Source organism: Streptomyces sp. BI87 (assembly GCF_025957665.1).
Classification (GTDB): Bacteria; Actinomycetota; Actinomycetes; order Streptomycetales; family Streptomycetaceae; genus Streptomyces; species Streptomyces albidoflavus.
Map to the genome: position 1 here is coordinate 5,885,315 of NZ_CP110079.1, position 23,594 is coordinate 5,908,908.

Below are 23,594 nucleotides of genomic sequence, written 5' to 3' on the forward strand. Positions count from 1 at the left end.
GGGAGGTGCGGGCCCCTCGTACGTGCCGACCGGGATCAGGCGGCCGGTGCCGTCCTGTCGGCCGAGGCGGCCGCCTCCAGGGCGTCGGTGCGGCGGGCCCGGTGGGCCATCCAGGCCGCGACCAGGGCGCCGGAGACGTTGTGCCAGACGGAGAAGACGGCGGCGGGCAGGGCGGCCATCGGGGAGAAGTGGGCGGTGGCCAGGGAGGCGGCGAGACCGGAGTTCTGCATGCCGACCTCGAAGGACATGGCGCGGCTGGCGGGGGCGCCGAGGCCGAAGAGGCGGCCCGCGCCGTAACCGAGGGCGAGCCTCAGGCCGTTGTGGAGGACCACCGCGAGGATCACGGTGAGCGCGGCCGACTTGATGGCGTCGGCGCTGCCGGAGACCACCGCCGCGACGATGGCGGCGATGGCGAGCGAGGAGAGCCACGGCATGGCGGGCAGCACCCGGTCGACGTACCGGCCGGCGACCAGGCGGACCAGGACACCGGCGATCACCGGCAGCAGCACGGTCCTGAGGATGTCGCCGACCATCGCGCCCGCGTCCACCGGCAGGTACTCGCCGGCCAGCAGCAGGGTGAGCGGCGGGGTGATGAGCGGGGCCAGCACGGTCGAGACGGTGGCGACCGAGACGGAGAGGGCCACGTCGCCCCGGGCGAGGTAGGTGACGACGTTGGAGGCGGTGCCGCTGGGCGCGCAGCCGACCAGGATCACGCCCGCCGCCAGCGCCGGCGGCAGGGAGAGGGCGTGGGCGACGAGCCAGCCGAGCCCCGGCATGATGACGTAGTGCGCGACCAGACCGAGCGCCACCGCCCACGGCCGCTTCACCACGCCCTGGAAGTCCAGCGGCGTCATGGTCAGGCCCATGCAGAACATCACGCAGCCGAGCAGGTACGGCACGCCGCCGGTCCACCCGGCGAAGAGTGAGGGGGTGGCGAGGCCGAGGGCCCCGGCGGCGAGCACGAGGAGCGGGAAGAGCGTGACGGCGCGGCGGGCCGCGCGGTCCTTGGCGCCGTCGTCGGCGCCGCTGCGGGGGGTCATCTGTTCGGACTGCACGCCCGCGATGCAACGCCCGGCGGCCGGGCACCGCAAGCGCGTCTCGTCATGTGGTCACTACATCTACCCTGGGCGTCCTCATCCCTCCTCGGCCCCGGCTACGGCCGGGCCGGTGCGCGGCGGCAGGGGCAGCGGCAGCCCCGGCAGCCCGTCCATGCTGGTGCGGATGTGCTCCTTCTGGGCGAAGTACGCGCCGAGTGAGGCGTCGTCCTCCCGGGAGAACCGCTTGGCGTGCAGGTCCCGGTCGGACTCGTACGCCATGAAGGGCACCGCGTAGCCGCAGGAGTCGCGGATCGTCTCGGCGTGCACCACGATCACGGCGCGCAGCCCGTGCGGGACGGGGTCGACGCCGGGGAAGCGGGCGACCAGGTCCTCGAAGCGCGGGTCGTCGCGGAAGACCGGTTCGCCCCTGCCGTGCACCCGCACGATGGTGGGCGGCCCCTGGAAGGCGCACCACATCAGCGTGATGCGGCCGTTCTCGCGGAGGTGGGCGATGGTCTCGGAGTGGCTGCCGGCGAAGTCCAGGTAGGCCAGGGTGAGCGGGTCGAGCACGGTGAAGGAGCCGCTGACGCCCTTGGGGGAGAGGTTGACGGTGCCGTCTGCGGCGAGCGGGGCGCTGGCCGTGAAGAACACCGGCTGGGCCTCGATGAAGGTGCGGAGACGGCCTTCGACGCGTGCGTATTCCTTACCCATGCGGTCCATTATTCGCTCCCCCGTGCTGCTCTGGCAGGGGTTTTCGGGTCACGGGAGCGTCATGTTTTGACGAATCATACGGTGGGGTGCATAGTTATGCCTATCGGTGTGCACCGTAGGGGGAGTCTCGCCCGGCGGCCCGCGCCACCAGCACACCCACTCCGTCCCGTGCGAGGAAGCGAGTACAGCAGTGAGCAGCAACAACGGTGACGTCCGCCTCTGGGGCGGCCGGTTCGCGGACGGCCCCGCCGAGGCGCTGGCCAAGCTCTCCGCCTCGGTCCACTTCGACTGGCGGCTCGCCCCGTACGACATCGCGGGCTCCCGCGCCCACGCCCGCGTGCTGCACACCGCCGGGCTGCTCACCGAGGACGAGCTGACCCGGATGCTGGCCGGCCTCGACCAGCTGGAGGCGGACGTCGCCGACGGCTCGTTCACCGGCACCATCGCCGACGAGGACGTCCACACCGCCCTGGAGCGCGGCCTGCTGGAGCGGCTCGGCCCCGACCTCGGTGGCAAGCTGCGCGCCGGACGCTCCCGCAACGACCAGGTCGCCACCCTCTTCCGGATGTACCTGCGCGACCACGCCCGGATCATCGGCGGCCTCCTCGCCGAACTCCAGGACGCGCTGGTCGGCCTCGCCGAGGCTCACCCGGACGTGGCCATGCCCGGCCGCACCCACCTCCAGCACGCCCAGCCGGTGCTCTTCGCCCACCACGTCCTCGCCCACGTCCAGTCGCTCTCCCGGGACGCCGAGCGGCTGCGCCAGTGGGACACCCGCACCGCCGTCTCGCCGTACGGCTCGGGCGCGCTGGCCGGCTCCTCGCTCGGCCTCGACCCGCAGGCGGTCGCCAAGGACCTCGGCTTCGAGCGCGGCTCCTCGGGCAACTCCATCGACGGCACGGCCTCCCGCGACTTCGTCGCCGAGTTCGCCTTCATCACCGCGATGGTGGGGGTCAACCTCTCCCGGATCGCCGAGGAGGTCATCCTCTGGAACACGAAGGAGTTCTCCTTCGTCACCCTCCACGACGCCTTCTCCACCGGCTCCTCGATCATGCCGCAGAAGAAGAACCCGGACATCGCGGAGCTGGCCCGGGGCAAGTCCGGCCGCCTCATCGGCAACCTCACCGGCCTGCTCGCCACCCTCAAGGCGCTCCCGCTGGCGTACAACCGGGACCTCCAGGAGGACAAGGAGCCGGTCTTCGACTCCGTCGACCAGCTGGAGATCCTGCTGCCCGCCTTCACCGGCATGATGGCCACGCTCACCGTCCACCGCGAGCGCATGGAGGAGCTGGCGCCCGCCGGGTTCTCGCTCGCCACCGACATCGCCGAGTGGCTGGTCCGCCAGGGTGTGCCGTTCCGGGTCGCCCACGAGGTGGCCGGCGAGTGCGTCAAGGTCTGCGAGGCCGAGGGGATCGAACTGGACCAGCTCACCGACGAGCAGTTCGCCAAGATCTCCGAGCACCTGACCCCCGAGGTCCGCACCGTCCTGAACGTTCCCGGCGCCCTCGCCTCCCGCAGCGGGCGCGGCGGCACCGCGCCCTCCGCCGTCGCCGCCCAGCTGGTCGAGGTCAAGGCCGACCTGGTCGTCCAGCACGCCTGGGCCGAGGCGAAGCAGCCGGCCGGCAGCTGACCCGTACCGCCCCCGTGGACCCCGTACCGGCGCGCCGGTACGGGGTCCACGCGCGAAAAGATCTTGCCCGTCTCCGTCCTGAACTGCTGAGATGCCCCGACGCGCGGGCACCGGTCCGCGCGCAGGCGGGGAGGCGGCGCGATGCGCGAGGGGTACGGCACCAGGGCACCCGGGGCCGAGGAGGCGGAGCAGGTCGCGGCCCTGGTCCACGAGGCCGAGCGGAGCCAGGACCCGATGGCGGGTGCCCGCACCCCGGCCGAGTTCCGGGCCGTCTGGTCCCGGCTGGACCTGGCCCGCGACGCCCGGGTGGCCACCGCCCCCGACGGCACCCTCGCCGGGTACGCCCAGGTCGACGAGGTGCGCCCCGGCCGGCTGCACGCCGACGGCTACACCCGCCCCGGCCACCTCGGCACCGGGATCGGCGCCGCCCTGATCGACTGGTCCGGCGACCGGGCCCGCGAGCTGGCCGCCACCGCGCCCCACGCGGGCTCCCCGGCCACCCTCCTCCACTACGTGATGCTGGACGGCGCCGCCGACCGGATGCTCCGCGCCCGCGGCTACCGCCTCGTCCGCGTCCACCAGCGGATGCGCCGCCCCCTGGCCGGCCCGCTGCCCGCGCCCCGGTGGCCCGAGGGCGTCACCGTCCGCCCCTGCGACGGCACCCCCGAGGAGCTGCGCCGCGTCCACGCCTGCGCGGAGGAGGCGTTCGCCGACCGGTACGAGGGGGTGGGCCGCACCTTCGAGCGGTGGAGCGCCGACCTGGTCCACGAGCGGACCGACCCCGCCCTGTGGGTCCTCGCCGAGCGCGCCGGGCGGATCGTCGGCGTCGCCGTCTGCGACCTGACCACCGTCCAGGACGCGCCCTCCGGCGAGGTCTGCCAGCTCGCCGTCGCCCGCGAGGCGCGCCGGACCGGCCTCGGCAAGGCCCTGCTGCTGGCCGCCTTCGCGCGCTTCGCGGACCGGGGCGCCACCACCGTCGGCCTCGACGTGGACAGCGAGAGCCCGACCGGCGCCCACCACCTGTATGCCCGCGCCGGAATGGCGGTCACCGCGACCATCGGCCAGTTCGAACTGAGCCTGCCCGCACGCTGACCCGAGGGGTCAGCCCGCGTCCGCCCACTGCTCCAGCCGGTCGAAGTCGGCCTCCCGCAGGCCCACGCTCCGGTCGATCGGCAGCAGCAGCGCGGGCGCCGGGTGGTGGCGCCGGGCCCACAGCTCGTCGGCCTCCGTGAGGTCGTCGTCCACCCACGCGAACCGGCGGGCGTCGGCGTAGGCGAGCAGGCGGCGGGTCTTCCAGAAGGTCCCCGCCGGTCCCGGCACGGCCGGGGCGGGGAAGTCGACGTAGGGCAGCGGCGGCAGGCCGAGCACCGGGGCGATCCAGGCGTTGGCCTCGTCCTCCCAGGTCGTCGCCCAGACCAGCTCGTAGTGGCGCTGGAGCGCGCGCAGCCGCGTGCCGTGGTCCGGGTCGAGGAGCACCGTCAGCGGTTCGGGCCAGCTCCAGCCCGCCGGGCGCATCCGGTGCGGGTGGAAGCCCTCCGGCGGCGCGGGCGCGCTGAGGGCCCCGTACGGGTTGAGGGGCCCGTCCACGTCGAGGAAGAGCAGCGGCTTCATCACCCCAGGGTGCCCGTTCGGCCCGGGGGAGGCCGGACGAGGCCCGGGTGTGCTCGCCGCCCGGCGTGTCGTACGCCCGCGCGGTGAGACGGCCACCGCCACAATGAGACGGAGCTGTCTCACATGGGCTACTGTTGTCCCATGGCTGTCGATCGTGACCAGATGCTGCGTGCCGCTGCCGCGCTGCTCTCCCGCAAACCCGGCGCCCCCATGGACGAGGTGGCCCGGGCCGCCGGCGTGGGCCGGGCGACCCTGCACCGGCACTTCGCCGGGCGGGACGCCCTCGTCCGCGCGCTGGAGGAGCGGGGCATCGCCGAGTTCGGCGCCGCCATGGACGCCGCCCGGCTCGACGAGGGCAGCTCCGAGGAGGGCCTGCGGCGGCTCATCGCCGCCCTGGAGCCCGGCGCCCAGCTCTACGGCTTCCTCGTCAACGAGGCCCAGCTCTTCCAGGAGGACGTCCACGAGGGCTGGGACCGGCTCGACGCCCGGATCGCCGCCTTCTTCCGACAGGGCCAGGAGCGCGGCGAGTTCCGCATCGACCTGCCCGCCGCCTGGCTGACCGAGGCGCTCTACGGCCTCCTGGGCGCCGCGGTCTTCGCGGTCCAGCAGGGCCGCGTCGCCGCCAACGACTTCACCTACCTCATGGCCGAGCTGCTGCTCGGCGGAGCGCGCCGGAGCGTGACCGCATGACCGCCCCTTCTCCCTGCCGACGAAGGACGAGGAGCTGAGCCGGCCCGGCCGGTGGATCGCCCTCTCCGTCCTGGTCCTCGCCGTCCTGCTGGTGGCCGTCGACGCCACCGTGCTCGGCCTCGCCACCCCCTTCCTCAGCGAGGACCTCAAGCCCACCGGTACCCAGCTGCTGTGGATCGGCGACGTCTACTCCTTCGTCATCGCCGGCCTGCTGGTCTCCATGGGCAGCCTCGGCGACCGCATCGGCCGCAAGAAGCTGCTGCTCACCGGCGCCACCGCCTTCGGCCTGGTTTCGGTCCTCAACGCCTACGCCACCTCGCCCGAGCTGATGATCGTGGCCCGCGCCCTGCTCGGCGTCGCCGGTGCCACCCTGATGCCCTCCACGCTGGCGTTGATCCGGAACATCTTCCACGACGCCCGCGAACGCAGCGTCGCCATCGGCATCTGGGGCGCGGCCGCCTCCGCCGGTGCCGCCGTCGGCCCGGTCGTCGGCGGGTTCCTGCTGGAGCACTTCTGGTGGGGCTCGGTCTTCCTCATCAACCTGCCGGTGATGGCCGTCCTGGTGGTCGTCGGCGTCAGGCTGCTCCCCGAGTCGAAGAACCCCGCCCCCGGCCCCTGGGACCTGGCCAGCGTCGGCCTCTCCCTGATCGGCATCATCGCCGTCGTCTACGCGATCAAGGAAGGCGCGGTGCACGGCGCCTCGTGGGGTGCCGGCGCGGCCGCCGTGGCCGGTGTCGCCACCCTGGCCTGGTTCGTCCGCCGCCAGCTGACCCTGAAGTCGCCGCTGCTGGACATGCACCTCTTCCGCAACCGGGGCTTCTCGGCGGCGGTCCTCGCCGACCTGCTGACCATCCTGGGCCTGGCCGGGCTGGTCTTCTTCCTCTCCCAGTACCTCCAGCTCGTCCAGGGCAGGCGGCCGCTGGAGGCCGGGCTCGCCGAACTTCCGGCGGCGATCGGCGCCGTCGTCGCCGGTCTGCTCGCGGGACGGGCCGCGCGCCGCTTCTCGGTGCGGGCGGCGGTCTCCGGCGGGCTCGCCGCGATCGGCCTCGCGCTGGGGGCCATCACCCTGGTCGGCCAGAACACCAGCTATCCGCTGCTCGGCGCGATCCTGCTGGTGGTCGGCGTCGGCGCGGGCCTCGCCTTCACCGTCACCGCCGACGTGATCCTCTCCTCCGTGCCCAAGGAACAGGCCGGTTCGGCCTCGGCCGTCTCGGAGACCGCCTACGAACTGGGCGCCGCCCTCGGCATCGCCCTGCTCGGCTCCATCGTCACCGGCGTCTACCGCGGCTTCCCGGTCCCCGAGGGGACGCCGGGGCCGGTCGCCGACGCCGCCCACGAGTCGCTGGGCGGTGCCGTCGAGGCAGCCTCCGAGCTGCCGGCGCAGACCGGGGCCGAACTGGTCGCCGCCGCCCAGCGGGCCTTCGTCGACGGGCTGCACACCGCCTCGTCGATCGGCTGCGTGGTCCTGGTCGCCACCGCCGTGGCCGCCTGGTTCCTGCTGCGCGGCCAGCGGCTGGAGGACGGGGCCGCGGCCGCGCACCACTGACCGGAACAGTTCCCGGGAAACACGTGAGAGGGCCCCGCTGCCGCAGCGGGGCCCTCTCGCACGTCTGCCTGCCGGCGGGTCAGGCCGCCTTCGCCTTGGTGGCGTACATGTCCACGTACTCCTGGCCGGAGAGCCGCATGACCTCGGTCATCACCGAGTCGGTGACGGCGCGCAGGACGTAGCGGTCGCGGTCCATGCCGTCGTAGCGGGAGAACTCCATCGGCTCGCCGAAGCGCACGGTGACCTTGCCGGGGCGCGGCATGCCCTTGCCGCCCGGCTGGATCTTGTCGGTACCGATGACGGCGAACGGCACCACGGGCGCGCCGGTCATCAGGGTGAGGCGGGCGATGCCGGTACGCCCCCGGTAGAGGCGGCCGTCGGGGGAGCGGGTGCCCTCCGGGTAGATGGAGAAGACCTTGCCCTCCTCCAGCACCCGGCGGCCCGTCATCAGCGCCGCCACGCCGCCGCGTCCGCCGTCGCGGTCCACCGGGATCATCCCCGCGCCCCGGAAGAACCAGGCCATCGCCCGGCCCTTGATCCCCTTGCCCGTCACGTACTCGTCCTTGCCGATGAAGTAGACCGGCCGCTCGCAGCAGATCGGAAGGATCAGCGAGTCGATGAAGGTGAGGTGGTTTCCGGCCAGAATGACCGGCCCGGTGCCGGGAATGTTCTCCGCCCCCTCCACCTGCGGCCGGAACATCAGGCGCAGGACGGGGCCGAGGGTGGCCCTCATGAACGCGAGGCTGGACAAGTGGCCCTCCGATGGCTCGGGTTGGCTGGCAGGTCGGCGCGAACGCCCGCCGTCACCCGGGGGCGGCGGGGCCCGGCGCGGCGGTCCGGGCGGTCACCCGGCACGGAACCACGCAGGTGAGGACGATACTCGCGGTTCGCCGCGGTGCGCACATCGGGTTGATGAACCCGATACGCAGTGTTGACCTGTGTTGGTCCGCCGTTCGGCCCAAGGTCTCCCGCAGGCAAGCGGAGCGCCCCTACGATCGAGCCGCTTTGACAGGTTCGGGACACCCAGTGAAACGGAGTCGCTCCATGCCGAAGTCCTCCTCCGGACAGCCCCCCGCCGCCGGCGCCCCGCGCCGCGCCCTGCTCGGTGCCACCGTCGCCTCCGCCGCGGGCCTCGCCCTCGGCCTTCCGCAGGCCGCGCAGGCCGCGGGGACCGCCGAGGCGGCCGCGAGGAAACGCCCCGGCTCCTTCCGCGACCTGCCGTACCCGACCGTCATCGCCCACCGCGGCGCCAGCGGCTACCGGCCCGAACACACCCTCGGTGCCTATCAGCTCGCCCTCGACATGGGTGCCCACATCGTCGAGCAGGACCTGGTGCCCACCAAGGACGGCCATCTCGTATGCCGTCACGAGAACGACATCACCGGCACCACCGACGTCGCCGACCGCCCCGAGTTCGCCGGCCGCAAGGCCACCAAGTCCATCGACGGGGTGAAGCTCACCGGCTGGTTCACCGAGGACTTCACCCTCGCCGAATTGAAGACGCTGCGCGCCACCGAGCGCATCCCCGGGACCCGGCAGCACAGCACCCTCTACAACGGCCGGTGGTCCGTGCCCACGTTCGAGGAGGTGCTGCGCTGGGCCGACAAGGCGGGCAAGGAGCGCGGCGCGCCCGTCTGGCTCCACGTGGAGACCAAGCACCCCACCTACTTCCGCTCCCTCGGCCTGGGCCTGGAGGAGCCGCTGGCCCGCCTGCTGCGCAAGTACCGCCGCGACCGCGCCACCTCGCCCCTCTTCGTCCAGTCCTTCGAGCCGACCAGCATCCAGAGGCTCCACCGGCTCGTCGCCACCCCCGGTGTCGTGCTGCTCTCCGGCGCCAACACCCGCCCCTGGGACTTCGTCGACTCCGGCGACCCGCGCACCGTCGCCGACCTCATCACCCCGGCCGGGCTCAAGGAGATCGCCCGGTACGCCAAGGGGATCGGCCCCACCCTCGACCTGGTCATCCCGCGCCGCGCCGACGGCAGCCTCGGCACACCCTCGACGCTGGTCGCCGACGCGCACGCCAAGGGGCTGATCCTGCACCCGTACACGATGCGCAACGAGAACCAGTTCCTGCCCGCGGAGTTCCGCCGGGGCACCGACCCCAACGCCTACGGCGACGCCTTCGGCGCCTTCCGGGCCTACTTCGAGACCGGGATCGACGGCATCTTCTCCGACCAGTGCGACACCGCGCTGCTCGCCGCCGCCGAGCACCGGCGGCGCTGACCCGCACCTCCGCGCCGCCCACGAGGCGGTACGCGCCCCCCGCCTGTCCACCGGCGTACGCCGGGTGTCACCGGACGGGGTGACAGGCGGCCGCCCGCAGCAACCGACCGGGTGGCCGCCTCGTCACGCCGGGCATGACGAAGACCGACCCCGCCGGGTGGCTCACCCGCGACGCCTACACCGCGCTCCGGCCGCCGCTGGCCCGGGCGGCGGCCGCGGAGGCCGCCCTGACCGGACTGGACGCCGCCGATCTCGAACAGGCCGCCTGGCTGCGGCTGCTGGAACGGGCCAAGGCCCAGGGTCCGCCCGCCGACCCGCGCCCCGGGCTGCTCGCCGCCGTCCGCAGCGAGGCGCGGGCGGCCCTGGGAGCCCTGCGGCGCGAGGCGGCCGGGCCGCGGCGGCCCCGCCCGCTGGCCACCGGGCCCGGCGGCTGCCCCGAGAGCCGGTTCCTGAGCCGGGAGGCCGCCGCCGAGTTCCGCCGGGCGGTCGACGCGCTCACCCCGCGCTGCCGCACTCTGGTCGCCGCCCTGCTCTCCGGGCGCGATCTCACGTACCGCGAAATCGCAGGAACGTTGGGTATCTCACAGGGCAGCGTGGGGCCGGAACGTTCCCGTTGCCTGGGATGCCTGCGCAGAATGCTCGCGACGGAGGTTGGAGCTCCTGGCCCGGGGGGAATGGAGCGATAGACAACCGGCGGAACAGGTGAGCGAGAGGCATGCGCACATGGGCATGAGTGTGATCGTCGCTGCGGCGCGGGAGAGCGACGCCGAGCAGATCTTCCGGCTGCAGTACCTGTGCTTCCAGAGCGAGGCCGAGCGGTACGGCAACTACCGCATCGAGGCGCTGGTGGAGTCCCTCGACTCGGTCCGGGCCTCGGTGGGCCGGGACTGCGTCTTCGTGGCCCGCCTCGGCGACGAGGTGGTCGGCGCCGTCACCGGCACGGTCGGCGAGGACGGCACCGCGCGGATCGGCAAACTCTGCGTCCATCCCCGTCTCCAGCGGCACGGCCTCGGCGCGCGGCTGCTGCTCGCCGTGGAGCGGGCCCTGACCACCGAGCGCGGCGCCAGCCTGCTGAGGCTCCACACCGGCCACCGCAGCGACCTCAACCTCCGCCTCTACCGGCGCGCCGGATACGCGGCGGTGGGGGACACCACGGTCGACGGCGTCCAGCAGATCGTGCTGGAGAAGACCGCGCCGACCGGGCAGGAGTACGCCGCCAGCGCCTGACGGCCGCCGGGCCGCCCCGGACACGCGGACGGCCCGCCTCCGGTGAGGAGACGGGCCGCCCGGCGCAGGTGCGCAGGGGGTCAGGCGCGCGGGCGCCGCAGCCACAGGATGCCGGTCACCGGCAGGATCACCGGGATGAAGAGGTAGCCCCGGCCGAACTCCGACCAGACCGTGGAGTCCGGGAAGGCCGAGGGGTCGGCCAGCGTCCAGATGCCGACCAGCACCACACCGACCAGCTCCACCGCGCAGCAGACCAGCGCCGCCACCCGGGCGCGCTCGCCGCCGCGGACCAGCGTGTAGGTGATGAAGGCGTACACCACGGCGGCCACCGCCGAGAGCGTGTACGCCAGCGGGGCCCGGTCGAACTCGGTGGCGATCTGGTAGGCCGAGCGCGAGACCGCGCCGACCACCATGACGCCGTAGACCCAGACCAGCAGCGTGCCGGGGCCCGTGACCAGCTTGCGGCGGGGCTCCGCGGCCGCCGCCTCGCCGGCGGGCTCCGGGACCTGTCGCGTCTCGCTCATCCTCAGCCTCCCCAGATGTCGTAGAGCCGTACTTGGAGGACGGCGAGGACCACGCCGCCGGCCAGGACCGTCATCGAGCCCCAGCGGGTGCGCTCGGCCAGCGACATGAAGCCGGCGGCCGGGACACAGGCGGCGGCGCCCAGCAGGTACGAGACGAAGAGCACGGTGCCCTGTTCCGGCGACTGGCCCCGGGCCAGCTGCACCACACCGACCGCCAGCTGCGCGACGGCCAGCAGCGACACCACGGCCATGCCGATGAAGTGCCAGTCCTTGGTCGGCTCGTGGCGTGCGAACGCCACACCGCACCAGGCGGCGAGCAGCAGCGCGCAGACCGCGGTCGCGATCGTCAGGGCATCCAGCATGCGGCGAACCCTATTACGGGCCATTTCACCCGCCGTCGGCGGCCCACCCCCGCGAGGCCCGCCCCCGCGGCCGCCGGTCGTACAGTCGGGCACCATGATGATCGAAGCCGATGCCCTGCTGTTCGACAACGACGGAACCCTGGTCTCCTCCGTGGACTCCGCGCTGCGGTGCTGGACCCGCTGGGCCGAGGAGGCGGGGCTGACCGCCGCCGACTTCGCCGGGGTCCCGATGCACGGCAGGCCGTCCGCCGAGATCGTCGCCGACCTCATACCGGCCGCCGGGGTGCCCGCCGCCGTCGCCCGGATCGAGGACCTGGAGGTCGAGGCGGTGGCCGAGGGGGTCGAGCCGGTCCCCGGCGCCCTCGCCCTGCTCGGCTCGCTCGCCGCCGGCCGGTGGGCCGTGGTCACCTCCGCCAGCCGCCGCCTCGCCGAGGCCAGGCTGGCCGCCGTCGGCATCCACCCGGCCACCGTGGTCGCCGCCGACGACATCACCCGGGGCAAGCCCGACCCCGAGCCCTTCCTGCTGGCCGCCGCCCGCCTCGGCGTCGCGCCCGAACGGTGCGTGGTCTTCGAGGACGCCCCGGCCGGGCTCGCCTCCGGCCGGGCGGCGGGCATGCGGACCGTGGCCTTGACCACATCGCACCCTGCCGCCGAGCTGACGGCCGACGCCGTGGTGAGCGACCTGACGGCGGTGTCCGTGCAGGTCAACGGGGGTTCGCTGGAAATCCTCATAGCGGACTGACGGACTCCGCTTGGCGGTCCGCGCGCTGTCCACGGCTGTCCGGCATGCGGACAGCCGTGACCGTGCCGGTCCGCTCTTCTGCTTTACTGGTCCGCATGACCACGACGAGCAACCGCGTACCCGCGACCGAGGCGATCACCACGCCCGGTGCTCGTTGTCTGCGCACCCGCCGAATGCGCGCCTTCTGAGGGCCCCTGCCGCATCTCTCGCGCCCCGAAGCGAGACGGCTGAGGCGCCACGCCTGTTCCAGGCCCCGTAGCGGGCCGGACACCGCACGCGCCCACCCCACCCGGACACGGTTCCCCGCGGTCTTCGCCGCGCCCCGGACCGTGCCGCGTTCCCCACGAATGCCCCCGCGTCCGGCGTACGCGCCGCCGCGCACTCGACAGTGATGGATACCCCTGTGATCACCACATCGGGACTGACCAAGACCTACCGCACCCGCGGCCGCGAGGTCACCGCCGTCGACGACGTCGACCTCACGGTGCGCGAGGGCGAGGTGTACGGCGTCATCGGCCAGAGCGGCGCCGGCAAATCCTCCCTCATCCGCTGCATCAACCTCCTGGAGCGCCCCACCTCCGGGACGGTCACGGTCGACGGCACCGACCTCACCGCGCTCGCCGGGCGCGGCAACCGCGCCGGCCGCGAACTGCGCCGCGCCCGCAGCCGCATCGGCATGGTCTTCCAGCACTTCAACCTGCTGTCGACCCGCACCGTGCAGGACAACATCGAGCTGCCGCTGGAGATCCTGGGCCACTCCGGTGCCGCCCGCTCCCGCAAGGCGCTCGAACTCCTCGACCTGGTCGGCCTCGCCGACAAGGCCAAGGCGTACCCGGCGCAGCTCTCCGGCGGGCAGAAGCAGCGCGTCGGCATCGCCCGCGCCCTGGCCGGCGACCCGAAGGTGCTCCTCTCCGACGAGGCCACCAGCGCCCTCGACCCGGAGACCACCCGCTCCATCCTCCAGCTGCTCCGCGACCTCGGGCAGCAGCTCGGGCTGACCGTGCTGCTCATCACCCACGAGATGGACGTGGTCAAGTCCATCTGCGACTCGGCCGCGCTGATGGAGCGGGGCCGGATCATCGAGTCCGGCACCGTCCCCGAACTGCTGGCCACCCCCGGCTCGCAGCTCGCCTCCGCCCTCTTCCCGGTGAGCGGCGAGTCCGGGGACCCCGAGCGGACCGTCCTCGACGTCACCTTCCTCGGTGAGTCGACCTCCCGGCCGGTCATCTCGCAGCTCTCCCGTACGTACAACATCGACATCTCGATCCTCGGCGCCGCCATGGACACCGTGGCCGGACGCCAGGTCGGCCGGATGCGGATCGAACTGCCCGGCCGCTACGAGGACAACGTCGTGCCGATCGGCTTCCTGCGCGAGCAGGGTCTGCACGTCGAGAACGCGGCGGACGCGGCGGACGCGGCGGACGCCGCCGACGCGGTCGCCGATGCCGCCCCCGCGCTGGTGAAGGAAGGTGCCAAGTGACCTGGTCCGAGATGCAGCCCCTGCTGGAGCAGGCGAGCTGGGACACGCTGTACATGGTCGGCTGGTCCACCGTCATCGCCGTCCTGCTCGGCCTGCCGCTGGGCATCCTGCTGGTCCTCACCGACCGGGGCGGGCTGCTCCAGAACTCGGTGGCCAACAAGGTCATCGGGCAGATCGTGAACATCGCCCGATCGATGCCGTTCATCATCCTGATGGTCGCGCTGATGGGCTTCACCCGCTGGCTCACCGGCACCACCATCGGCCGCGAGGCCGCCATCGTGCCGCTGGCCATCGGCGCCATCCCGTTCTTCGCCCGGCTCGTGGAGACCTCCGTACGCGAGGTCGACTCCGGCCTGGTCGAGGCGGTCCAGTCGATGGGCGGCTCGACCTGGACCGTGGTCCGCAAGGTCCTGGTCCCCGAGTCCCTGCCGTCGATGATCGCCGGTGTCACCACCACGATCGTGACCCTCATCGGCTACTCCGCGATGGCCGGCACCGTCGGCGCCGGCGGCCTCGGCGACATCGCCATCCGCTACGGCTACCAGCGCTTCGAGTCCGGCCTGATGTGGATCACCGTCGCCGTCCTGGCCGTCGTCATCTCCCTCATCCAGTTCGCGGGCGACTTCGCCGCCCGGGGCCTGCACCGCCGGGGCGGCCGCTCCGGCGCCGCCCCCAAGCTGCGCCTCCTGCGCGACCGCACCCCGGCCGCCACGACGCAGACCGGCACCGAACCGGAACTCACCAAGGCTTCCTGACCCACCGCACCACCCCGTCCCCGGCCTGTGACCCCTTGTTCTAAGGGCGAGGCCGACACCCTGAAAGAGGCACTTGTCGTGCGTAAGAACCTGAAGATCACCACCGCTTTCCTCGCCACCGGCGCCCTCGCCCTCGGCCTCTCCGCCTGCGGCGGCTCCGAGTCCGACTCGGCCGGCGGCGACAAGGGCGGTCCGCTGACCGTCGCGGCCAGCCCGACCCCGCACGCCGTCATCCTCGACTACGTCAAGCAGAACCTGGCCAAGGACGCCGGGCTCGAGCTGGACGTCAAGGAGTTCACGGACTACGTCCTGCCGAACACCGCCACCGAGGACGGCTCGGTCGACGCCAACTTCTTCCAGCACCAGCCCTACCTGGACGACTTCCAGAAGAAGAACGGCACCCAGCTCACGTCGGTGGTCCCGGTCCACCTGGAGCCGCTCGGCCTCTACTCCAACAAGATCGAGAGCGCCGACGACCTGAAGAAGGGCGCCACCGTCGCCCTGCCCAACGACACCACCAACGAGGCGCGCGCCCTCCAGCTCCTGGCCGACGAGGGCATCATCGAGCTGAAGAAGGGCGCCGGCGAGGCCGCGACCCCCAAGGACATCGCGAAGAACCCGAAGGACCTCCAGTTCAAGGAACTGGAGGCCGCGCAGGTGCCGCGCTCCCTGGACGACGTGGACGCCGCGATCGTCAACGGCAACTACGCCGTCGAGGCCGACCTCAGCCCCAAGGACGACTCCCTGATCCTGGAGAAGGCCGAGGGCAACCCGTACGCCAACCTCCTGGTGGTCAAGGAGGGCGAGGAGAACGACCCGCGCGTCAAGAAGCTCGCCGAGCTGCTCAACTCGCCCGAGGTGAAGAAGTTCATCGAGGACGAGTTCAAGGGCTCCGTCCTGCCGGCCTTCTGAGCCCCGCAGCGGTCACGAGAGAGCGAGAGAAGCACCATGCGCAAGACCCTGCTCACCGCCGCGGCGGGCGCCCTCACCCTGGGCCTGACCCTCACCGCGTGCGGCTCGGGCCCCGGCTCGGACGACGCGTCCGGCGCCGAAGGCCCCCTGGTCGTCGGAGCCACCCCCACCCCGGCCGGGGAGATCCTCGCGTACGTGAAGCAGAACCTGGCGAAGGACGCCGGGCTCGACCTGGACGTCAAGGAGTTCACGGACTACGTCCTGCCGAACACCGCCCTCCAGGAGGGGACCCTCGACGCCAACCTGTACCAGCACCAGCCCTACCTGGACGAGTTCAACCAGTCCAAGGGCACCGAGCTGGTCGCACTGGACGAGATCTACCTGCCGCCGACCGGCGTCTACTCCGAGAAGGTCAAGGACATCGCCGACCTCCAAAAGGGCGCCACCGTCGCGGTGCCCAACGACGTCACCAACGAGGGCCGCGCCCTCAACCTCCTCGCCGAGGAGGGGCTCATCGAGCTGAAGAAGGGTGCCGGCGCCGACGCCAGCCCCTCCGACATCGCGAAGAACCCCAAGAACCTCACCATCAAGGAGCTGGACCCCGCCCAGCTCCCGCGTTCCCTCAGCGACGTCGACGCCGCCGCGATCAACAACAACTTCGCCCTCGACGCCGGCCTCAGCCCCCGCGAGGACGCCATCCTCCTGGAGAAGGCGAAGGACAACCCGTACAACAACGTCCTCGCCGTCAAGAAGGGCAACGAGAACGACCCGCGGGTCAAGAAGCTCGCCGAGCTGCTCACCTCGCCCGAGGTGAAGAAGTTCATCGAGGACACCTACAAGGGCTCCGTCATCCCGGCCACCGCCGGCTGACCCACCCTCACCCACCGGCCGCACCACGGCACTCCGCTCTCCGCGAAGGGAGCGCGACCCCGTGGTGCGGCCGAGTGCCGTGATGCTGCATGCTGGGCACTCGGCCAGGCCAAGAAGGTTACGGAGAGCGGCGCATGACAACCACCTTCCCGGACATCTCCCTCAGCACCGAACGGCTGGTGCTGCGCCCCCTGGAAGTGGCGGACATCCCCCCGTTCACCGAGATGATGAACGACGAACTGGTCACCGCCTGGACCACCGCCCCGCACCCCTACACCGAGGGCGACGCCCACGACTGGATCACCCGGGCCGCCCCCGCCGAGCGGCTGCGCGGGCGCGGCATCGTCCTGGCCGTCACCGAGTTCCTCACCCAGCGCCTGGTCGGCACCGTCCACCTGCGCCACGTCGACCGCCGCGTCCGCTCCGCCGAACTCTCCTGCGTCGTCGCCCCCTGGGCCCGCGGCGAGGGGTACGCCTGCGAGGCCGTCGTCGCCCTCGCCCAGTGGCTCTTCGGCGACCAGCGCTTCGAACGCCTGGAGATGCGCACCGCCGCCGGGAACACCGCCGCCCAGCAGGTCGCCCAGAAGACCGGCTGCATCAGCGAGGGCGTGCTGCGCGGCGCCCGGATAGCGCGGACCCGCACCGAGGACGGCAGCTGGGCCGAGTTCCGCACCGACCTGATCGTGTGGAGCCTGCTCCCCGAGGACCTCGAAGGCGTCGGCGAGCAGCTCGCCGAGTCCGGCGGCTACCCGGCGTACTCCGACTGGAACTGACCCCGCACCCCGCGCACCCCGCACCCCGTACCCCCGCCCCCACCTCCGCCGTCGTCGGCCACCCGCTACCCTGCACCCTCGGCCCGCCGGGCCCCCACCTCCGCACGCCCCCACCAGCGCCTCGGCGCAGAGTTCAGGAGACAGACGACGATGGCCGACCGGGTCACGGTGATCGGCTGGGACGGCACCCCCCTGACCGAGGCGGCCCGCTCCGCCCTCGCCGCCGCCACCCTGGTGGCCGGCGCCGCCCACCACCTCGCCCTGCCCGAGGTCCCCGCCCGCGCCGAACAGGTGCGGCTGGGCTCCGTCCACCTCGCCGCCCGGCGCATCGCCGCCCACCGCGGCACCGCCGTCGTCCTCGCCGACGGCGACCCCGGCTTCTTCGGCGTGGTCCGCGCCCTGCGCGCCCCCGAACACGGGCTGGAGGTCGAGGTCGTCCCCGCCGTCTCCCTGGTCGCCACGGCCTTCGCCCGCGCCGGGATGCCCTGGGACGACGCCGAGATCGTCGTCGCCCACCGGCGCACCCTGCGCCGCGCGGTCAACATCTGCCGCGCCCACACCAAGGTCGCCGTGCTCACCTCGCCCGGCGCCGGACCCGCCGAACTCGGCCTGCTGCTGGGAGACATCCACCGCACCTTCGTCATCTGCGAGGAGCTGGGCACCGACCGCGAACAGGTCACCGTCGTCACCTCCGACCGGGCCGCCGACCACAGCTGGCGCGACCCCAACATCGTCCTGGTGGTCGGCGGCACCGCGGCCCAGAGCCCCGACGGCGGCTGGCGGGCCGGCCGCGACCTCACCCGCAACCGCCGCGGCTGGGCCCTGCCCGGTCCCGGGCCGGACGGCCCGGACGACTCGGCCGGCCACGAGGGCGAGGGGCAGCGGCTGCGCGCCTGCCAGCTGGCGCTGCTCGGACCGCGCCCCGGCGACCTGGTCTGGGACATCGGCTGCGGCTCGGGGGCGTTCGCCGTCGACGCCGCCCTGTTCGGGGCCGCCGTCATCGCCGTCGACGCCGGCCGCGCCGCCTGCGAACGCACCGCCGAGGCCGCCCGCCGCGACGGCGTCCAGCTCCAGACCGTCCACGGCAGCGCCCCGCACGTCCTGGAGGACCTGCCCGAGCCCGACGTGGTCCGGATCGGCGGCGGCGGGCCCGCGGTGGTCTCCGCCGTCGCCGACCGGCGCCCCGCCCGCCTGGTCACCCACGCCTCCACCAGGGACGCGGCGGAACTGGTCGGCCGCGACCTGACCGCCCACGGCTACCGGGTCTCCTGCTCCCTGCTCCAGTCGGTGGAACTGTCCACCGACACCTGGACCGAACGCGAGCGCACCGTCGTCTTCCTGCTCTCCGGAGAGCTGCCCGACCGCGCCCCGTGACGGGCCCCGTACACGGCGCGCGGTAGGCTGGCGGATCGTTGTACCGCACGCGGGCCCGTGGCGCTTCCTCCGGCGATATCCGGACAAGGGGCACCGATGCCCGGGCCGTCGCGGTAGGACAGGCCGGGGGGCGCGCGACGTGGCGCACTCCGCAGCGGGCCACGGCGCCGGCCGCCGCAGCAGCGGCGGACAGCAGCCGCTGCCCGTCCGGTACGTGCCGCGCGGCACGGCCGCTCGTTGACACGACGGGCGGACGGTGCCAAGGGCCGCGTCCGCCGGGGCAGGGCCGTCAGGAGAGTTACGACGCACATGGGCGAGGGGTACGCATGACCGACACCGGCCAGATTCCGGGTGAGGATTTCCCGGGCAACGCGGGTGCGGTGCCGCAGCAGGGCTCCGTCCCCGGGACCACGCACGCCCCCCGGCGCGGCGAGGACGAACTCCTCATGCCCAGCGCCCAGGGCGCCTGGGGCGAGTACCCGGCATCCGAATGGTCCACCGGCCAGTTCCCGGCCGACGACGGGCAGCAGCACGCCACCGGGCAGTACGCCACGGGCCACGAGCAGCCGTATGCCGCCGACCCCCAGCAGTACGCCGCCGAGGGCCAGCCGTACGCCACCGGCCAGGCCCCCGAGGCCGAGCCGCAGCCGCCGTACACCGAGGCGCACGAGCCGCAGAACCACGAGGCCGGCGCCCACGAGCGCGCGGGCCGGGACAGCGGCGCCGTCGACGTCTCCGCAGTCCGGGCCGCCGAGGCCGCCCAGACCCCGCCACCGCGCCGCCCGCTCCACATGGGCCCGCCCGTCCCCGGTGGCACCAGCGGCAGCCAGGTCCGCTCCCTCGCCGACCGGGGCCCCGCCGCCCACCCGGCGCCCGCCCGGCAGACGGGCCCGGCCACGACCGGGCCCGAGTACCTCGACCAGCCCGACCCGGCCACCCTGCCCGGCCCCCAGCTGGGTGCCCTGCCGGAGACCGACCCCGCCTGGACCGGCGGCCAGGACGCCTCGTGGAGCACCGGGCAGCACGCCTCGTACGGCGACGCGGCACCGGCCGGCCCGGCCTACGCCCCGGACCACTCCGGCCACACGCCCCTGCCCGCGCAGCCGGAGGCCGCGGCCCAGGACACCCCGCAGGCCCCGCACACCGAGGCACAGCCCTTCCCGGAGGCCCCGGACGCATCCGCCGCCACCTACCAGGACGCCTCCGGCATGCCGGAGCACGTTCCCGCCGGGCAGGACCCGGCCGCCGCTCCCGTGGAGCTCCCCGGGCAGCGGACCGGTGCCGCGCCGGAGGCCGAGGCCGAGGCCACGGCTCCCGTCGAGCCGCAGGAGGCGCCGGTGGCGGACAACCCGGCAGCCGAGCCCGTGCAGCCGCCCGCCGACGCCTCGCTCGGGCAGTTCGTCGCCGTCCCCGGTGCCGTGCCGACCGACGGTCACCTGGCGCCGGCCGAGACGCTGCCCGAGTGGGGGACGCCGCCGGCGGGGGTGCCGGTCGAGGCCGTCGCCGAGGCCGCCTCCGCTCCCGCCCCCGTCGAGGTGGCGGCGGAGACCGTGGCCGCCCCGGAGGAGGCTGCCCCCGAGCAGGCCGCGCCCGAGGCTTTGGAGGCCGAGGAGCCCCAGCCGCAGGCCGCCGTGGAGACCGCCACCGTTCCCGTTCCCGAGGAGGCCGAGCAGGCCCCGGCGGCGGACGAGACCGTCGCGGAGGCTCCCGCCGAGGCACAGCTCCCCGCCGAGACCCCGGTACCCGCAGAAACGGTCCCCGAGGCGGCCGGGCCGCAGGACGCCGAGCCGGAGGCGGTGGCTCCCGAGTCCGGCGCCGAGCCCGTCGCTGCCGAGCCCGTGGCCGTCGAGGCCGCCGAGGCCGGGTCCCCCGGGGAAGCCCCCGTCCCGGACCAGGAGGCCGTCCCCGAGGAGGAGGCGCCCGCCGAACTCCCGCAGGAGGAGCCCCGCCCCGCCGCCCCCGGCTACGCCGAGGCCGAGCGGGACGCCGTGCTGCGGGTGATGCGCGAGCGGCGCGACATCCGCAACGGCTTCCGCTCCGACCCCATCCCGCACGACGTGCTGCTGCGGGTCCTGGAGGCGGCGCACACCGCGCCCAGCGTCGGCCACTCCCAGCCCTGGGACTTCGTCGTCATCCGCTCCGCCGACACCCGGCAGGCCATGCACGAACTGGCCGAGCGCCAGCGGGAGGCGTACGCCACCTCGCTGCCCAAGGGCCGCGCCAAGCAGTTCAAGGAACTGAAGATCGAGGCGATCCTCGACACGCCGGTCAACATCGTCGTCACCGCCGACCCCACCCGGGGCGGCCGCCACACCCTTGGCCGACACACCCAGCCGCAGATGGCCCCGTACTCCTCGGCGCTCGCCGTCGAGAACCTCTGGCTCGCCGCCCGCGCCGAGGGCCTGGGCGTCGGCTGGGTCAGCTTCTTCGACGAACGGGAGATGGTCCGCGAACTGGGCCTCCCCGACCACCTGGAGGTCGTCGCCTACCTGTGCGTCGGCTATGTCGACGAGTTCCCCGAGGAGCCCGAACTGATGCAGGCCGGCTGGTCCAAGCGGCGCCCCCTGTCCTGGGTCGTCCACGAGGAGACGTACGGCCGCCGTGCGCTGCCCGGCGAGGAGCCGCACGACCTGCTCGCCGAGACCGTCGCCAACATCCGCCCGCTCGACGCCAAGGCGCTCGGCGAGGCGTGGGAGCGGCAGAAGCGGATGACCAAGCCCGCCGGCGCCCTCGGCATGCTGGAGATCATCTCCGCCCAGCTCAGCGGCCTCTCCCGGAAGTGCCCGCCGCCCGTCCCCGAACCGGCCGCCGTCGCGGTCTTCGCCGGGGACCACGGCGTCCACGCCCAGGGCGTCACCCCCTGGCCCCAGGAGGTCACCGGCCAGATGGTGGCCAACTTCCTCGGCGGCGGCGCGGTCTGCAACGCCTTCGCCGCCCAGGTCGGCGCCGAGGTCTGCGTGGTGGACGTGGGCGTTGCCACCGAGCTGCCCGCCACCCCCGGCCTGCTGCCCCGCAAGGTCCGCCCCGGCACCGCCGACATGACCGCCGGCCCCGCCCTCACCCGCGAGGAGGTCAAGGCGGCGATCGAGGTCGGCATCGAGACCGCCCGCGACCTGGTCGCCGCCGGGAACAAGGCGCTGCTCACCGGGGAGATGGGCATCGCCAACACCACCGCGTCGGCCGCTCTCATCTCCGTCTACACCGGCGCCGACCCGGCCGAGGTCACCGGCCGCGGCACCGGCATCAATGACGAGACGCTGGCCCGCAAGACCGACGTGGTCCGCCGCGCCCTCGAACTGCACCGCCCCGACCCGGCCGACCCGATCGGCGTGCTCGCCGCCGTCGGCGGCCTGGAGCACGCCGCCATGGCCGGGCTCCTGCTGGGCGGCGCCAGCCTGCGCACCCCCGTCATCCTCGACGGGGTCAGCGCCGGGGCCGCCGCCCTGGTCGCCCGCGCCATCGCCCCCGAGGTACTGGCCGCCTGCATCGCCGGGCACCGCAGCGCCGAACCGGGCCACGTCGCCGCCCTCAACAAGCTGGGCCTGCGCCCCCTGGTCGACCTCGACCTGCGGCTCGGCGAGGGCACCGGCGCCCTGCTCGCCCTGCCGATCGTGCAGAGCGCCGCCCGCGCCATGCACGAGGTCGCCACCTTCGACTCGGCCGGCGTCACCGAGAAGTGAGCCCCGCGGCCGCCCGCCCCCGACCGGGCCGGGCGGCCGCAGCGACCCCTCCCACCAGGGCCGGGGCCCGCCCGCCCCCGTCCCCGCCGTATCGTGGAGGCCGACAAGCGCCCCCGCGCGGGCCCGCGTGTCGCCCGCCGCTCCACCGTCGCAGCGGCCCTCCTCCCGCCTGCCCGTCCCCAGGAGCCGCACCGTCATGGCCCATTCCGCCGACCACCCCGCGTACCCCGTCGGACTCCGCCTGTCCGGGCGGCGCGTCGTCGTCCTCGGCGGCGGCCAGGTGGCCCAGCGGCGGCTCCCCGGACTCGTCGCGGCCGGCGCCGAGGTCCTGCTCGTCTCGCCCTCGGCCACCGCCTCCGTCGAGGCCATGGCCGACGCCGGCGAGATCACCTGGGAGCGCCGCGGCTACCGCCCCGGCGACCTCAGCGACGCCTGGTACGCCCTGATCGCCACCAGCGACCCCGAGGCCAACACGGCCGCCTCCGCCGAGGGCGAGGCCCACCGCGTCTGGTGCGTACGCGCCGACGACGCCGAGGCCGCCACCGCGTGGACCCCGGCCACCGGCCGCAGCGCCGGAGTCACCGTCGCCGTGCTGACCCGCGACGCCGAACGCCGCGACCCCCGCTACACCGCCGCCGTCCGCGACGCCGTGGTCGACGGGCTGAGCGACGGCACCCTGCTCGCCGCCCGCCGCACCGCCCGCGCCGGTTCCGACGCGCCGCGCGTCTCCCTGGTCGGCGGCGGCCCCGGCGACCCCGACCTCATCACCGTGCGCGGGCGCCGCCTGCTCGCCGAGGCCGACGTGGTCATCGCCGACCGGCTCGGCCCGCGCGACCTGCTCGCCGAACTGCCCCCGCACGTCGAGGTGATCGACGCCGCGAAGATCCCCTACGGCCGGTACATGGCCCAGGAGGCGATCAACGCGGCCCTCGTCGAGCACGCCAAGGCCGGCAAGGCCGTGGTGCGGCTCAAGGGTGGCGACCCCTTCGTCTTCGGGCGTGGCATGGAGGAGGTCGAGGCGCTGGCCGAGGCCGGCATCGCCTGCACCGTGGTCCCGGGCATCTCCAGCTCCATAAGCGTCCCCTCCGCCGCCGGCATCCCGGTCACCCACCGGGGCGTCGCCCACGAGTTCACCGTCGTCAGCGGCCACGTCGCGCCCGACGACCCGCGCTCGCTGGTCGACTGGGCGGCCCTCGCGAAGCTGCGCGGCACCCTCGTCGTGCTGATGGGCGTCGACAAGATAGGTGCCATCGCCGAGGCCCTCGTCGCCCACGGCCGCGACCCGCGGACCCGGGTCGCCCTCGTCCAGGAGGGCACGACCGCCGCCCAGCGGCGCGTCGACGCGACCCTCGCCACCGTCGCGGAGACCGCCCGCGCCGAGGAGGTGCGGCCGCCCGCCGTCATCGTCATCGGCGAGGTCGTGGGCGTCGGCCCGACCGCCTGA

Annotated in this window: 22 protein-coding genes; 16 read left to right on the forward strand and 6 right to left on the reverse strand. The window is 74.0% G+C overall.

Features of this window, described 5'->3' with window-relative positions:
* Positions 1-35: 35 nt before the first annotated feature.
* Together OIM89_RS26260 and OIM89_RS26265 are read right to left on the reverse strand one after the other, a co-directional pair.
* Positions 36-1,040 carry a bile acid:sodium symporter family protein gene (locus OIM89_RS26260; protein ID WP_264491810.1) on the reverse strand — a complete coding sequence of 335 codons (1,005 nt, stop codon included), beginning with the start codon at positions 1,038-1,040 and terminating at the stop codon, positions 36-38.
* Between the two features lie 93 nt (positions 1,041-1,133).
* Positions 1,134-1,757: a pyridoxamine 5'-phosphate oxidase family protein gene (locus OIM89_RS26265; RefSeq protein WP_192831791.1), complete on the reverse strand. Its 624-nt coding sequence runs from the start codon at positions 1,755-1,757 to the stop codon at positions 1,134-1,136.
* A 181-nt stretch (positions 1,758-1,938) separates the two neighbouring features.
* Between OIM89_RS26265 and argH the strand changes: the two genes are divergently transcribed.
* Together argH and OIM89_RS26275 are read left to right on the forward strand one after the other, a co-directional pair.
* Entirely contained in the window at positions 1,939-3,378 is a 1,440-nt protein-coding gene (gene argH, locus OIM89_RS26270; protein ID WP_047139019.1) for an argininosuccinate lyase, read from the forward strand.
* 141 nt (positions 3,379-3,519) lie between these two features.
* Entirely contained in the window at positions 3,520-4,470 is a 951-nt protein-coding gene (locus OIM89_RS26275; protein WP_257380632.1) for a GNAT family N-acetyltransferase, read from the forward strand.
* 9 nt (positions 4,471-4,479) lie between these two features.
* Here the strand turns inward: OIM89_RS26275 and OIM89_RS26280 are convergent, their stop codons facing one another.
* Complete coding sequence (locus OIM89_RS26280; RefSeq protein ID WP_030695501.1) at positions 4,480-4,989, reverse strand: HAD domain-containing protein; 510 nt, start codon at positions 4,987-4,989, stop codon at positions 4,480-4,482.
* Between the two features lie 141 nt (positions 4,990-5,130).
* Here OIM89_RS26280 and OIM89_RS26285 point away from each other — a divergent pair, with 141 nt between their 5' ends.
* Both OIM89_RS26285 and OIM89_RS26290 read left to right on the forward strand, forming a co-directional pair.
* On the forward strand, positions 5,131-5,679 hold the full coding sequence (locus OIM89_RS26285; RefSeq protein WP_030695500.1) for a TetR/AcrR family transcriptional regulator: 549 nt from the start codon (positions 5,131-5,133) through the stop codon (positions 5,677-5,679).
* A gap of 13 nt (positions 5,680-5,692) precedes the next feature.
* Entirely contained in the window at positions 5,693-7,225 is a 1,533-nt protein-coding gene (locus tag OIM89_RS26290) for an MFS transporter (RefSeq protein WP_264491811.1), read from the forward strand.
* A gap of 79 nt (positions 7,226-7,304) precedes the next feature.
* Here the strand turns inward: OIM89_RS26290 and OIM89_RS26295 are convergent, their stop codons facing one another.
* On the reverse strand, positions 7,305-7,958 hold the full coding sequence (locus tag OIM89_RS26295; protein WP_413747423.1) for a lysophospholipid acyltransferase family protein: 654 nt from the start codon (positions 7,956-7,958) through the stop codon (positions 7,305-7,307).
* Positions 7,959-8,269: 311 nt separating this feature from the next.
* Between OIM89_RS26295 and OIM89_RS26300 the strand changes: the two genes are divergently transcribed.
* The 3 genes from OIM89_RS26300 to OIM89_RS26310 all read left to right on the forward strand — a co-directional run bounded on the left by OIM89_RS26300 (position 8,270) and on the right by OIM89_RS26310 (position 10,678).
* A complete protein-coding gene (locus OIM89_RS26300; protein WP_030695498.1) occupies positions 8,270-9,451 on the forward strand; it encodes a glycerophosphodiester phosphodiesterase in 1,182 nt (393 codons plus the stop codon).
* A 134-nt stretch (positions 9,452-9,585) separates the two neighbouring features.
* Complete coding sequence (locus tag OIM89_RS26305) at positions 9,586-10,137, forward strand: RNA polymerase sigma factor (RefSeq protein WP_030695497.1); 552 nt, start codon at positions 9,586-9,588, stop codon at positions 10,135-10,137.
* Between the two features lie 37 nt (positions 10,138-10,174).
* Positions 10,175-10,678, forward strand: coding sequence for a GNAT family N-acetyltransferase (locus OIM89_RS26310; protein ID WP_030695496.1), 504 nt, complete (start codon positions 10,175-10,177; stop codon positions 10,676-10,678).
* An 80-nt stretch (positions 10,679-10,758) separates the two neighbouring features.
* On the opposite strand, the gene OIM89_RS26315 is transcribed toward OIM89_RS26310, so the two are convergent.
* Together OIM89_RS26315 and OIM89_RS26320 are read right to left on the reverse strand one after the other, a co-directional pair.
* Positions 10,759-11,202, reverse strand: a complete 444-nt coding sequence (locus tag OIM89_RS26315) for a membrane protein (RefSeq protein ID WP_030695495.1) — start codon at positions 11,200-11,202, stop codon at positions 10,759-10,761.
* 2 nt (positions 11,203-11,204) lie between these two features.
* Positions 11,205-11,564, reverse strand: coding sequence for a hypothetical protein (locus OIM89_RS26320; RefSeq protein WP_047469567.1), 360 nt, complete (start codon positions 11,562-11,564; stop codon positions 11,205-11,207).
* Positions 11,565-11,658: 94 nt separating this feature from the next.
* Between OIM89_RS26320 and OIM89_RS26325 the strand changes: the two genes are divergently transcribed.
* From OIM89_RS26325 to cobA, 9 genes are all read left to right on the forward strand, one after another.
* Positions 11,659-12,306 (forward strand): HAD-IA family hydrolase, encoded by a 648-nt coding sequence (locus OIM89_RS26325; RefSeq protein ID WP_030695494.1) that lies wholly within the window; start codon positions 11,659-11,661, stop codon positions 12,304-12,306.
* Between the two features lie 403 nt (positions 12,307-12,709).
* Positions 12,710-13,786, forward strand: coding sequence for a methionine ABC transporter ATP-binding protein (locus OIM89_RS26330; RefSeq protein WP_030695493.1), 1,077 nt, complete (start codon positions 12,710-12,712; stop codon positions 13,784-13,786).
* A complete protein-coding gene (locus tag OIM89_RS26335; protein WP_030695492.1) occupies positions 13,783-14,541 on the forward strand; it encodes a methionine ABC transporter permease in 759 nt (252 codons plus the stop codon). The genes OIM89_RS26330 and OIM89_RS26335 overlap by 4 nt, the downstream gene beginning before the upstream one ends.
* Positions 14,542-14,619: 78 nt before the next feature.
* Positions 14,620-15,453, forward strand: coding sequence for a MetQ/NlpA family ABC transporter substrate-binding protein (locus OIM89_RS26340; RefSeq protein ID WP_030695491.1), 834 nt, complete (start codon positions 14,620-14,622; stop codon positions 15,451-15,453).
* A gap of 36 nt (positions 15,454-15,489) precedes the next feature.
* Positions 15,490-16,323 (forward strand): MetQ/NlpA family ABC transporter substrate-binding protein, encoded by an 834-nt coding sequence (locus OIM89_RS26345; RefSeq protein WP_047469573.1) that lies wholly within the window; start codon positions 15,490-15,492, stop codon positions 16,321-16,323.
* A gap of 134 nt (positions 16,324-16,457) precedes the next feature.
* Complete coding sequence (locus OIM89_RS26350) at positions 16,458-17,096, forward strand: GNAT family N-acetyltransferase (RefSeq protein ID WP_008412485.1); 639 nt, start codon at positions 16,458-16,460, stop codon at positions 17,094-17,096.
* Between the two features lie 150 nt (positions 17,097-17,246).
* Entirely contained in the window at positions 17,247-18,470 is a 1,224-nt protein-coding gene (gene cbiE, locus OIM89_RS26355) for a precorrin-6y C5,15-methyltransferase (decarboxylating) subunit CbiE (RefSeq protein ID WP_030695489.1), read from the forward strand.
* A gap of 326 nt (positions 18,471-18,796) precedes the next feature.
* Positions 18,797-22,150 carry a nicotinate-nucleotide--dimethylbenzimidazole phosphoribosyltransferase gene (gene cobT / locus OIM89_RS26360; protein ID WP_264491670.1) on the forward strand — a complete coding sequence of 1,118 codons (3,354 nt, stop codon included), beginning with the start codon at positions 18,797-18,799 and terminating at the stop codon, positions 22,148-22,150.
* 196 nt (positions 22,151-22,346) lie between these two features.
* Positions 22,347-23,594 carry a uroporphyrinogen-III C-methyltransferase gene (cobA, locus tag OIM89_RS26365; RefSeq protein WP_030695487.1) on the forward strand — a complete coding sequence of 416 codons (1,248 nt, stop codon included), beginning with the start codon at positions 22,347-22,349 and terminating at the stop codon, positions 23,592-23,594.

Coding starts and splice junctions, on each gene's coding strand:
- OIM89_RS26315 (WP_030695495.1), bottom strand. CDS start 11,202: ATGAGCGAGACGCGACAGGTCCCGGAGCCCGCCGGCGAGGCGGCGGCC.
- OIM89_RS26265 (WP_192831791.1), bottom strand. CDS start 1,757: ATGGACCGCATGGGTAAGGAATACGCACGCGTCGAAGGCCGTCTCCGC.
- OIM89_RS26305 (WP_030695497.1), top strand. CDS start 9,586: ATGACGAAGACCGACCCCGCCGGGTGGCTCACCCGCGACGCCTACACC.
- cbiE (WP_030695489.1), top strand. CDS start 17,247: ATGGCCGACCGGGTCACGGTGATCGGCTGGGACGGCACCCCCCTGACC.
- OIM89_RS26325 (WP_030695494.1), top strand. CDS start 11,659: ATGATGATCGAAGCCGATGCCCTGCTGTTCGACAACGACGGAACCCTG.
- OIM89_RS26280 (WP_030695501.1), bottom strand. CDS start 4,989: ATGAAGCCGCTGCTCTTCCTCGACGTGGACGGGCCCCTCAACCCGTAC.
- cobA (WP_030695487.1), top strand. CDS start 22,347: ATGGCCCATTCCGCCGACCACCCCGCGTACCCCGTCGGACTCCGCCTG.
- OIM89_RS26300 (WP_030695498.1), top strand. CDS start 8,270: ATGCCGAAGTCCTCCTCCGGACAGCCCCCCGCCGCCGGCGCCCCGCGC.
- OIM89_RS26260 (WP_264491810.1), bottom strand. CDS start 1,040: ATGACCCCCCGCAGCGGCGCCGACGACGGCGCCAAGGACCGCGCGGCC.
- OIM89_RS26295 (WP_413747423.1), bottom strand. CDS start 7,958: ATGAGGGCCACCCTCGGCCCCGTCCTGCGCCTGATGTTCCGGCCGCAG.
- OIM89_RS26285 (WP_030695500.1), top strand. CDS start 5,131: ATGGCTGTCGATCGTGACCAGATGCTGCGTGCCGCTGCCGCGCTGCTC.
- OIM89_RS26350 (WP_008412485.1), top strand. CDS start 16,458: ATGACAACCACCTTCCCGGACATCTCCCTCAGCACCGAACGGCTGGTG.
- OIM89_RS26310 (WP_030695496.1), top strand. CDS start 10,175: ATGGGCATGAGTGTGATCGTCGCTGCGGCGCGGGAGAGCGACGCCGAG.
- OIM89_RS26320 (WP_047469567.1), bottom strand. CDS start 11,564: ATGCTGGATGCCCTGACGATCGCGACCGCGGTCTGCGCGCTGCTGCTC.
- OIM89_RS26275 (WP_257380632.1), top strand. CDS start 3,520: ATGCGCGAGGGGTACGGCACCAGGGCACCCGGGGCCGAGGAGGCGGAG.
- cobT (WP_264491670.1), top strand. CDS start 18,797: ATGACCGACACCGGCCAGATTCCGGGTGAGGATTTCCCGGGCAACGCG.
- OIM89_RS26345 (WP_047469573.1), top strand. CDS start 15,490: ATGCGCAAGACCCTGCTCACCGCCGCGGCGGGCGCCCTCACCCTGGGC.